This is a genomic window from Maribacter sp. (assembly GCF_039968975.1).
Taxonomy (GTDB): Bacteria; Bacteroidota; Bacteroidia; order Flavobacteriales; family Flavobacteriaceae; genus Maribacter.
The window spans coordinates 1-11616 of the sequence record NZ_JBDVOT010000088.1 but is presented as its reverse complement, the minus strand read 5'-3'; the positions used below and the strand labels follow the sequence as shown (position 1 = coordinate 11616).

Genomic DNA, 11616 nt, shown 5'->3' with positions numbered 1-11616 from the left:
ACTGATTTTTTTAAAAAAAACTTTACAACTAACGATTAGATGCTTTTTAATTCCATAGATTTTGCTGTCTTTCTACCAATTGTTTTTGTTCTATATTGGTTTATTTGTCAGAAAAACCTAAGGTTACAAAATTTCTTAATTGTCGTAGCAAGTTATTTATTTTATGGCTGGTGGGATTGGCGATTTCTATCACTCATCCTTTTTAGCACCCTTGTAGATTATAGCATAGGTAGGCTTTTAAAAAATGAAATCAATAATGGAAAAAGAAAATTATACCTATGGCTAAGTATAATTATAAATTTAGGATTTCTAGGATTTTTTAAATATTACAATTTCTTCGTTCACAGTTTTACAGATGCTTTTTCATTCTTTGGCAAAGAAATTCAACCCAATACCTTAAACATCATTTTGCCTGTTGGCATTAGCTTTTACACATTTCAAACGTTGAGCTATACTATTGATGTCTACAAGAAAAAATTGGAGCCAACTAAAAATTTGATCGCATTTGCAGCTTTTGTTAGCTTCTTTCCGCAATTGGTAGCAGGACCAATTGAAAGAGCTACCAATTTACTACCTCAATTTTATAACAAGAGGGTTTTCAATTACCACCAAGCCATACTAGGTTTAAGACAAATACTTTGGGGGCTATTTAAAAAAGTTATCATTGCGGATAACTGTGCAACATATGCCAACATTATTTTTAATGACCACACAGATTATTCATCTGGAAACTTAATTCTTGGGGCAATATTCTTTACTTTTCAGATTTATGGCGATTTCAGTGGATATTCAGATATTGCCATTGGTACATCTCGTTTGTTTGGCTTTAACCTTATGCAAAATTTTGCCTTCCCTTATTTCTCAAGAGATATAGCTGAATTTTGGAGAAGATGGCACATTTCCTTATCTACATGGTTTAGGGATTACCTCTACATTCCGTTAGGAGGAAGTAAAGGTGGTATGAAAATGAAAATCAGGAACACCTTTATTATTTTTCTGGTCAGTGGATTTTGGCATGGCGCAAATTGGACCTTTATTATTTGGGGCCTATTGAACGCATTATATTTTCTACCATTACTATTACGTAATAAAAATAGACTAAACACCAATAACGTAGCACAGGACAGGTGGCTACCAAACCTAAAAGAAACTACCCAAATTGCAATAACTTTTACGTTAACTGTATTCGCTTGGATATTCTTTAGGGCAAACTCTGTACATAATGCTTTTGACTATATTCTTCATATTTTTAAAGGCAATAGTCAAGTTGTTCCTTTTTCAGTACCTACAGAACTTCCCTTCCTAATACTCATGCTATTAATTATAGAATGGCTAGGGCGCTCATCACAATTTGCCATAGAACGTATTAATGTATTACCTAAATATTTAAGGTGGTCGTTTTATTACGGTATAATTCTGATATTATTTTTATTCGCTGGTCAAGAACAAGAATTTATATATTTCCAATTTTAATAGCATGAAAATACTCTTTAGAAATTTCTTTCTGTTCTGTATCATAGGGTTACTTCTTGGTGAATGTATATCTCGTGCATTTTACACTACTTCAGACATACCCAGTCGGGTTATTGACAAGAACGATATTCAAAAATACAAACCAAATCAAAATGGGTTTTGGGTTGGCGGTACACATACTTGGCACATAAACAAAGATGGATGGCCTGGAGATTTACCAGATTCACATAACAATTTGATAACGATTATTGGCGATTCCTATATTGAGAATTTCATGAATCCAGATTCTTGCCGTCAATCTATGGTTTTAAAAAAGTTACAGCCAAAATATAATTTTTACGAAGTATCCAGGTCAGGCATCTCTTTTATAGAAGCCCTGCAAATAGCTACACACTTAGATTCTCTTAACCCTATTAAACAACTGATTTATGTACATGATTCAGATTTTACGGAAAGTATCTCAGAGATCAAAAAAATGTCCGACATTACACAGTACAATAGTAAAACCAACAAAATAATACCAGGCCAAATTAAATCTGCTGGAATAAAAAAAATACTGTATAACTGGAAATTTATATATTACTTATATACCAACTATTATGTTGGTGGACGGCATAAGGCTAAAACATCTCCCACCGTAAAAACTAAAACTTCGCATTCTGTAAGTAAAACAGAGTTAAATGAAATCAACAAATTATTGTCATATAGCAACAATAAATACAATAAAAAGAACATTACTTTAGTTTTAAGACCAAATCCTAATTCAGAAATTATTAGATTATTGAAAGAAAACAATTTTAATATACTTATACTTAAGGCAGAGGATAATAAAAATTGGTCTTTTGATCATGATGCACATTGGACCTGTTTAGGTCACTGGGAAGCCGCCAAATTGGTTGCCAAAAACATTAATTAATATTTCTGATTTAACATGGCAAACAAAAAACGAACAATGAATTTTATTAAAAACAAACAATCAAATTTTAAATGAACCTTTACAATCTAAATTCAAGTTTTCACATATTAGTTACTGGCGGAGCCGGCTTTATAGGCTCTAATTTATGTCATGCTTTATTAGCAAACGGAAACCAAGTTACCTGTTTAGATAATTTTGCTACTGGCAAACGTGAAAATGTAGCCCCTTTCATAGAAAATTCTAAATTTACTTTGATAGAAGGTGATATTAGAAATTTAGATGATTGCCAAAAAGCATGTGCCGATGTAGATTACATTTTACACCAAGCGGCATTGGGATCAGTACCAAGATCTATAAACGATCCAATTACCAGTAATGACGTAAATGTTTCTGGTTTTTTAAACATGTTGGTCGCTGCAAGAGATGCCAAAGTAAAACGGTTTATATATGCAGCAAGCTCATCTACCTATGGCGATTCTACTAACATGCCTAAAGTTGAAGATATAATTGGTAAACCGCTCTCCCCCTACGCTATTACTAAATATGTAAATGAATTATATGCCGATGTTTTTAGCAAAACATATGATATAGAAACTATAGGTTTACGCTATTTTAATGTTTTTGGAAGAAAACAAGATCCTAACGGTGCTTATGCTGCAGTAATTCCAAAATTTGTGATGCAGCTCATGAAACATGAATCTCCCGTTATCAATGGCGATGGTTCTTTTTCTAGAGATTTTACCTATATAGACAATGTTATTCAAATGAATGTGAGAGCAATGGTATCTGAGAACCAAAACGCGATGAATACCGTATATAACACGGCTTATGGTGAACGTACAGATTTAAACGAGCTAACTGAACTCTTAAAAGAATATTTAGCCGAATACGATCCTAAAATAAAAGATATTAAAAATGTATACGGGCCAACTAGAGCTGGCGATGTACCACATTCTTTAGCTTCTGTAGACAAAGCAAAAGAATTACTAAATTACAATCCTCAATTTGACATAAAAACCGGGCTTAAAGAGGCGGTTAAATGGTATTGGGAGAATTTGAAATAAAGTTTTAAGAGTTAAAATAAATTTTAAAAAGTTGCTTATCGTAACTTATAAATAAATTAAGGTTACTTATTGTAACCATGATATAATTATTATGAAAGATATAAAAATAGCAATTATTGGATTAGGTTACGTAGGGCTGCCACTAGCTAGGTTATTTGCTACAAAGTATCCCGTTATTGGTTTTGACATCAATACGGACCGTATAGCAGAACTTCGAAAAGGGCACGATAGCACTTTAGAAGTTGAAGATGACATTTTACAAGGGGTTTTAAAAGACAATCCCAAAATGGATACCGGCTTGTTCTGCAGTAATCAAATCGACGATATCGCAGACTGTAATTATTATATCGTAACAGTACCGACGCCAGTAGACAGTACAAACCGACCTATTTTAACTCCTTTATATAAGGCATCAGAAACAGTTAGTAAAGTTTTAAAGAAAGGCGACACTGTTATATATGAATCTACCGTATACCCTGGTGTTACCGAAGACGAATGTATTCCTGTTTTAGAAACAGAAACTGGCTTGGTATATAATCAAGATTTTTTTGCCGGGTACTCTCCAGAACGCATTAATCCAGGCGACAAGGAACATACTGTAGAAAAAATTTTAAAAGTAACCTCTGGCTCTACCCCAGAAGTAGGAAAAAAAGTAGATGCTTTGTATGCCTCCGTAATTACTGCAGGTACACATTTAGCACCAACAATTAAAGTTGCCGAAGCTGCAAAGGTTATTGAAAATTCGCAAAGAGACATTAACATTGCCTTTGTTAATGAACTGGCTAAGATTTTCAACTTAATGGATATTGACACACATGATGTTTTAGAAGCTGCCGGCACTAAATGGAATTTCCTACCCTTTAAACCAGGTCTAGTAGGCGGCCATTGTATTGGTGTTGACCCTTATTATCTAGCTCAAAAAGCACAAGAATTTGGCTATCATCCAGAAATTATTTTAGCAGGCCGACGCATGAACGATACTATGGGCAAATACGTATCTTCTGAAGTCGTAAAACTTATGGTTCAAAGAGATATAAAAATTAAAGGAAGTAAAATTCTTGTTTTAGGTATCACTTTTAAAGAAAATTGCCCAGACGTTAGAAATACGAAAGCTGTCGATGTTATTAGTAATCTAAGGTCTTACGGAACTGAAGTTACCATATATGACCCTTGGGCTTCTGCAAAAGAAGTTGCACATGAATACAAAATGGAGGTCGTTAAAGAATTACCTGAAGAAAAATTCGACGCTATCGTTCTTACTGTAGCTCATAAAGAGTTTTTGGAAATGGAATTAAGAAGTTTATTAAACCCAGAAGGTGTTTTATATGACGTAAAAGGCATTCTAAAGAAAGATGTTGACGCAAGACTTTAATATTCACTTTTAGCAAATCTGCGCTTTGCATATTCATAAAGCATTATCAAAATAGAACCATCAAATTCTAGGTCAACAACACTGAGATGAGCTCTTGAAGCATTGAATTGAAGAGCTTAACCTAAGTGTTCGAGCATTATAATCTCAATTTTTGAGAAAAGATTAAATCCTGTATAAATTGAAATTTATACAGGATTTTCATTTTAATAATCTAGAAACTCTAACATAGCGTTATTACTTCCAATTCTATTTTTAGCATCAAACAAATTCTTAAATGAGACAAAAGTGTTGGGGTTTTTCTTATAGAGATGTTAACAAAAGTGGTATTTAGTCGATTTTCTAATAATAAAGAGGTATTTCATCGATCAAAAACATCCAATTAACCGACTTGCTACGTAACACAAGGGTTGCAAATAAAAATCTCATCTATTCTTAAGGTATTTACCTTTAATCGATTATCAAGATAAAGAACAAATAAAAAATCATTAAAAGCGTTAGACTACAAGTACCCCAAAAAAACCAACATGCAGTTCATCGAAAAAAATGGTTATTTCATCGACACAAAAAAATATTAGATTATTATTGCAACCCAAATAGTTATTATTTTTAATGCAAAAAGCAATTTACCTACTTATGTCAAAGTTTCTACGTTTTACTTCAAAAATGGGCATATCTTTGTTTGCCTTTTTCTTTCTATTCTCATGTAGTAAAGATGCCGATCTTTTATCTGAATATGTCATTAATGATAATGATGATCTTCAAAGTTTAACAATACTTACCAACGATAGTTTTTATATGGCTCCTGGTCAAAATACTATTTTAATGGATGTGTTAAACAATGATAATTTAGATGCTAACGCCAACATTACCATTATTGAAACCTCTACGCCTATTAATGGTTTTGTCACCATTAATGATGACAACACATTAACTTATAGGTCGGGAGCAGTAACTACCCCAGAAGAAACAACTCCAGAAGAAACAACTCCAGTGGAATCAACTCCAGAGGAAACAACTCCTGAGGAAACAACTCCCGAAGAACCAACCCCGGAGGAAACAACCCCGGAAGAAACAACATCTTCAGAGGACGCTAATAGACAAGACGAAACCCCTACAGAAGATACATTTACGTATACTGCTGAAGTTGTAGACGAAGAAACAGGAACTGTTACTCAAGAAGAAGCTACGGTTACCGTTAGTAGTACTGACCCCGAATCAAGCGAATCAAATATAAATGAAAATCAAAGTTTTGATATGGGTCAATTATTTGCATTCCCCGGAGCAGAAGGCTTTGGAAGAAATACTATTGGTGGTCGTGGAGGACAAATCATACATGTTACGAATCTAAATGATGATGGAAACGGGAGTTTAAGAGAAGCAATTGAAACAACTGGTCCTAGAACTATTGTTTTTGATGTCGGGGGAGATATCAATCTTACTGAACCATTATTTCTTGGAAGTTCTAATCCGGAAAAGAATAAAAGCTTAGAAAATGTCACTATAGCTGGTGAGACCGCACCTTATCCTGGAATTACAATTAGACGAAGTAGCTTTGAAGTCTTTTGCAAAGAAGTAATTATAAGACATATATCTATAAGAGTTAATAGTAATGATAATATAGATACAGATTTTGATTGTTTAAGGATATTAAATTGGCATAGCTCTGATTATGACATGAACAATATAATAGTAGACCATGTTTCACTATCTAATGGAGATGACGAAAATCTTAGTTGTGAAGGTGTAAATAATGTTACCATACAAAATTCTATGATTACCAATGCTAATAACAGTTACACATTTTTATTTGGAAGAAATAATTTTAATTTTTCTTTCATAGGAAACTATATGTCTCATACTGGAGAAAGAAATGCATTAGTTGGTTATGGCATTAATGAAGAAACTTCGGAATTTATAAATAATATCACTTATGGCTATGAAGAGGGAATGAATATGGTTTGGGGAAATAGAATAGATGTAATTGGAAATATTTACAAATCCTTTATCAATCATCTGCCTCGAAATATCGCTATTGCTTGGAAAGCTAATAAATATAACAACCCAAATGCAAAAATAACTGATGGTGCTTTTTATGTTGCAAATAATTTCCAATTAAACCCTCATACAAATTCAATCTATGGAACAGATGTTGTCGAATATAAGTCTTCAAATAGAGTTATAACTAATAGCGTAAAGAATAACTGGGAAACCACAATATCAGGAATTGAAAATAGAGTTATCAATGGTGTCGGAAATAGTCTTTTTAGAGATAGTACTGATGAAGAAGCTATAGCTGACTACAATAACAACACAGGGTCATTTAGCTCTTTGTCTATACCAGTAAAACCAAGCTCTTCTCATTCCTCTTCATATGATACTGACTATGATGGAATGGCTGACGAATGGGAAAAGAGTTATTTTGGAAATTTAAGTAAAAAACCAAATGATGATCATGATGGAGATGGCTACACTAATATTGAAGTGTTTTTCGCCTCAATTACGAAGTAAATATAACCTAACTTGATAGAAGTAAAAGACGTTCAAATGAACGTCTTTTTTTTTTGACAAATAATTTCTATCCGTTTTGTACGTTATATACTGAAAATTAGATTTTTCTTAATTCTAATTTCAGATCACCATGTCTATTTATCAGCAAAAAACTTTTATAAAACAATTTCAGATAATCTATTACCTTTAGCCCTTTATAAAAATGAAAAAAAACATTGCTTTTTTAATCTATTCTTTAAATTCTGGAGGAGCAGAAAGGGTTGTATCTACTTTATCCAATGGATTATGCAATAATTTCAATATTACTATAATTACTATAATAAATGACAAACCCTTCTATAAATTAAAAGAAAATATTAAAGTTATCGCATGTAAGGATCACAAATTCAGATTGAAAAACAAGCTTCTAAACTCATTAAAAACAAACTGCTATTTATATAAGGATATAAAAAAAATTTGTAAAAATGAGTCTATAGATATTATTATAGGTTTTATGACAGAGTCTAATGTTTTAGCAATTTTTACAGCAAAAGCATTAAAAATACCCGTAATTGTAAGTGAAAGAAATTATCCCCCTCTTGCTAGTATATCTAATTTCTGGAAAGTCATGCGAAGAATTACATACCCCAAAACAAATATATTAGTCGTTCAAACTAAACCTATATTCGATTTTTTCAAGAATACTATGAAAGAAGAAAAGATTAAAATTTTGGCTAATCCTATTTCAAAAAATCATTCCGAGGCAAAAAAAAATCTTAGAATTCATAAAGAAAATATTATTCTAAATGTAGGTAGTTTAAATCGACAAAAAGGACAAGATATAGCCATTAGAGCTTTTGCTCAAGTTAATGCACCTAACTGGCAATTACATTTATTAGGAGAGGGTCCAAAAAGAAAAGAGTATACCAGCCTAATTAAAGAACTTGAAATGGAAGATAAAATCATCCTAAATGGACGTAATAATTATATTTCCAATTACCTCCTAAAATCAAAAATTTTTATTTTCCCCAGTCGATTTGAAGGGTTCCCAAATGCTTTAACAGAAGCTATGTACATGGGTTTACCCTGTATATCTACAGATTGCCCTACGGGTCCACAAGAATTAATTAAAGATGGTGTAAATGGCTTTTTGACACCAGTTGATAATATTGAAATATTGGCAAAGACTATTGATAAACTAATTCGTAATAAAGACTTAAGACAAATAATGGGGCAAAAAGCCGCAAAAAGTGTTACTCATTTAGAAGAAGATAAAGTCACTAAACATTGGGAAAAATTAATTAACACAACTCTTCAAAATTCATGAAATTCGGTTTTATTATATCAACAATAAAACTAAAATTAAAAGAATTAATACGTAAAAAAGTATTACAAAATTTAATTTTGGTTAGTGGAGTAACACTATTTATAAGTGTTTTAGGTTTTTTCAAGGAAACTGTTGTAGCAGCAAATTTTGGTTTGTCTCTTCAATTAGACACCTTTTATGTAGCATTATTAATACCAGGCGTCATCAACAGTGTTTTTCTAAACTCTTTCAAAACTGTATTAATACCGAATTATATAAATGAACTTGAGAAAAAGGGAAACATTGGAAGTTTTCAAACAACCAGTTTGTTTGTTACCGTCTTTGTAAGTTTGTTTTTTGCAGTAATAACTTACTTATCAACAAATACTTTTCTAGAAGTTTTATACCCAAACAAATCAATAGAATTTTACTTATTAGTAAAAGAACAATTACCCATTCTTTTATTTGCTATATTTTTTTGGGGTCTTGCCTCCACTCTCGGAGCTTTATTAAATGTCAATGAAGAATATAAATTTAGTTCGTTTTCTGGTATTTTTACTCCAATTTTTATACTTGTAGGGGTACTTTTATTTAAAGAACATCTTAAAGAATCATTACTGGCGTGGGGTACTACTTTAGGGGCTTTCGCTAGTTGTTTATATTTATTAATTGTTTCAAAATATAAGAAGCTTATAGTTTTAGGTAAGCCTGATTATAAAAATAGCAATATTATAATAGCATTTCAACAATTACCTGCAAAAATCACCTCAGGCCTGTTAACAGCTTTGAACTCTGTTGTTGATCAATTTTTTGCTGCACAATTAGTCATAGGCTCTATTGCCGCACTTAATTATGGTTTAAAAATTCCTGCTTTTTTAAGTAGTTTGTTATTAATTGCCATGGGTAATGTTTTGCTTCCATATTTTACAAAATTGGCTCTAAGCAATAGAAAACTAGCTTTTGAAAACCTTTTCAAAAATATAAAATGGGTTTTTATTGGACTTGTAATTATAACTGTTTTTGGAATTTTATTATCTGATTTTATTGTAGCCCTTTTGTTTGAAAGAAAAGAATTTACAGCAGAAGACTCCCAAGTAGTTTCTACTATTCAAAAAATTTTTCTAGCTTATATTCCCTTTAAAATTGTTGGTATGATAATGATTAATTTTGCAACTAGTATCAACAAAAATAGCATAATGGCATATATTTCATTGGTAGCCCTAATTTTAAACTTAATTTTAGACTATTTTTTAATGAATATATATGGAATATTTGGCATTGCGTTATGTACTACAATCATTACCGTTTTAAAGAGTATGATTATGTATTGGTACTTAAATCGATTAAAAGCAAGAGAATAAATATTAAATACAATAAATGTGCTTTTATTCCGTATTTATAAAATCTACGCTTCAATAAAACAGTATGAAAAAAATTTTTTTTTGGATTTATCACAATACTTTACTTGGAAAATTAATGATTTACACTTTTCATTACAGTAAGGATAACCTATGGCCAGATAAATGGGTCGTACGCTACAATTATAAGAAAAGAAGAAAAAAATCTTTAAACTTAAAAAATCCAAAAACTTTAAATGAAAAGATTAATTGGTTAAAGTTAAACGATAGAAGACCTATACATACTCAATGTGCGGATAAGTACGAAGTACGTAACTATATTAAAGAAAAAATTGGAGAAGAATATTTAGTTCCCTTACATTTTGAAACTCAAAACCCTAGTGACATAAAACCTGAAAACATACCCGATTTCCCTTCCATCATCAAAGCTAATCATGACAGTAGTGGTGGTATTTTTGTTTATGATAAGAAAAAAATTAATTATCAAGAAATACAAAATTTATTTTCTTTAAGACTGAAAAACAACTATTATAAATCTAAAAAGGAATGGCAGTATAAAAACATAGTCCCTCGTATTATAATAGAAAAATTACTTATTACTAAAGATGGTAAAATTCCTCTTGATTACAAAGTTCATTGCTTTAATGGTAAAGCACACATGATTCAAGTGGATATAGGTAGAGGTTCAAATGAACACTATCGAAACTGGTATTATACAGACTGGACAAGATGTCCATTTAAATGGACATCTGTTTCTAAGAATAAACAAACTAATCCTGCTAAATTTGACGTACCACCTCCTAATAAATTACAGAAAATGTGTGAATTATCTAACAAATTAGCAAATCCGTTCGACTATTCTAGAATAGATTGGTACGATGTCGATGACAAATTATATTTTGGAGAAATTACTTTTCATCATGATAGTGGCTGTAGACCAATTGAACCAGAAGAATGGGATTACAAATTAGGTGATATGGTTAAACTAAATGAAAATTAATTTATTCAAGTTTTGAAAATACAGTTATTAAGATATTTGATTTTGTTTTTGGTATTATGTAATATACCAGGTTTTTTATTGGTATACACTAATCCATCATTATCATCTGCAGTAAGTATTCTTACATCTTTATTATTACTCTTTTACTTTATAAAATCAAAACCTAAACAAAAACCAGTTATAGCTTTTTTATTGTTTACAATATTATATTTTACCATAAGTAGCTTTAATTACTATGGTTTTGAAATAGAATTAATTAAAGAATTTATTCGTTTTATTGTTTTAATTTTGGGTATAACAGAGGTAATGCATCGTTCATCTTATAAAGACCTCTTTTATATTCTATTAATTGGTGCAATGAGTATAATTTTAAATGCTCTGGTATTTCCTTATACCAACGCACTATATGGTCTTGTACAAGGCAGGTATAGTGGCTTTTTTTTAAATCCAAATTCTGCCGGTATTACCTGTTTGCTAGGCGTTGCCATTTCTTATAGTATAATGAATCATAAACATCGATTAATAGGCCAAGCTATATTTACGCTTGCAGGTATACTTACTTTATCGAGAACTTTTATCGTGATATGGATTCTTATAAACCTATTAGCTATAATTAAAGACAGAAAGAATATTTTAGTTC

At 31.1% G+C, this 11616-nt stretch carries 9 protein-coding genes; all 9 read left to right on the top strand.

Annotation, left to right across the window (positions count from 1 at the left end):
* Window positions 1–39: 39 nt before the first annotated feature.
* Window positions 40–1473 carry an MBOAT family O-acyltransferase gene (locus ABJI11_RS06335; RefSeq protein WP_348350466.1) on the top strand — a complete coding sequence of 478 codons (1434 nt, stop codon included), beginning with the start codon at window positions 40–42 and terminating at the stop codon, window positions 1471–1473.
* A gap of 4 nt (window positions 1474–1477) precedes the next feature.
* Window positions 1478–2389 carry a hypothetical protein gene (locus tag ABJI11_RS06330; protein ID WP_348350464.1) on the top strand — a complete coding sequence of 304 codons (912 nt, stop codon included), beginning with the start codon at window positions 1478–1480 and terminating at the stop codon, window positions 2387–2389.
* A gap of 71 nt (window positions 2390–2460) precedes the next feature.
* Window positions 2461–3453: an SDR family oxidoreductase gene (locus ABJI11_RS06325; protein WP_348350462.1), complete on the top strand. Its 993-nt coding sequence runs from the start codon at window positions 2461–2463 to the stop codon at window positions 3451–3453.
* Window positions 3454–3544: 91 nt separating this feature from the next.
* Window positions 3545–4825, top strand: coding sequence for a nucleotide sugar dehydrogenase (locus ABJI11_RS06320; RefSeq protein ID WP_348350461.1), 1281 nt, complete (start codon window positions 3545–3547; stop codon window positions 4823–4825).
* Window positions 4826–5458: 633 nt separating this feature from the next.
* Entirely contained in the window at window positions 5459–7333 is a 1875-nt protein-coding gene (locus ABJI11_RS06315) for a hypothetical protein (RefSeq protein ID WP_348350460.1), read from the top strand.
* A 202-nt stretch (window positions 7334–7535) separates the two neighbouring features.
* The gene (locus tag ABJI11_RS06310; RefSeq protein ID WP_348350458.1) at window positions 7536–8639 is read left to right on the top strand and encodes a glycosyltransferase family 4 protein; all 1104 of its coding nucleotides are present in this window, start codon (window positions 7536–7538) and stop codon (window positions 8637–8639) included.
* Window positions 8636–9979, top strand: a complete 1344-nt coding sequence (locus ABJI11_RS06305; RefSeq protein WP_348350456.1) for a lipid II flippase MurJ — start codon at window positions 8636–8638, stop codon at window positions 9977–9979. Before ABJI11_RS06310 ends, ABJI11_RS06305 begins: the two co-directional genes overlap by 4 nt.
* Before the next feature lie 64 nt (window positions 9980–10043).
* Window positions 10044–10976: an ATP-grasp fold amidoligase family protein gene (locus ABJI11_RS06300; protein ID WP_348350454.1), complete on the top strand. Its 933-nt coding sequence runs from the start codon at window positions 10044–10046 to the stop codon at window positions 10974–10976.
* A gap of 192 nt (window positions 10977–11168) precedes the next feature.
* Window positions 11169–11616 (top strand): hypothetical protein (locus tag ABJI11_RS06295; RefSeq protein ID WP_348350452.1); only part of this gene is annotated, 448 nt, incomplete at its 3' end.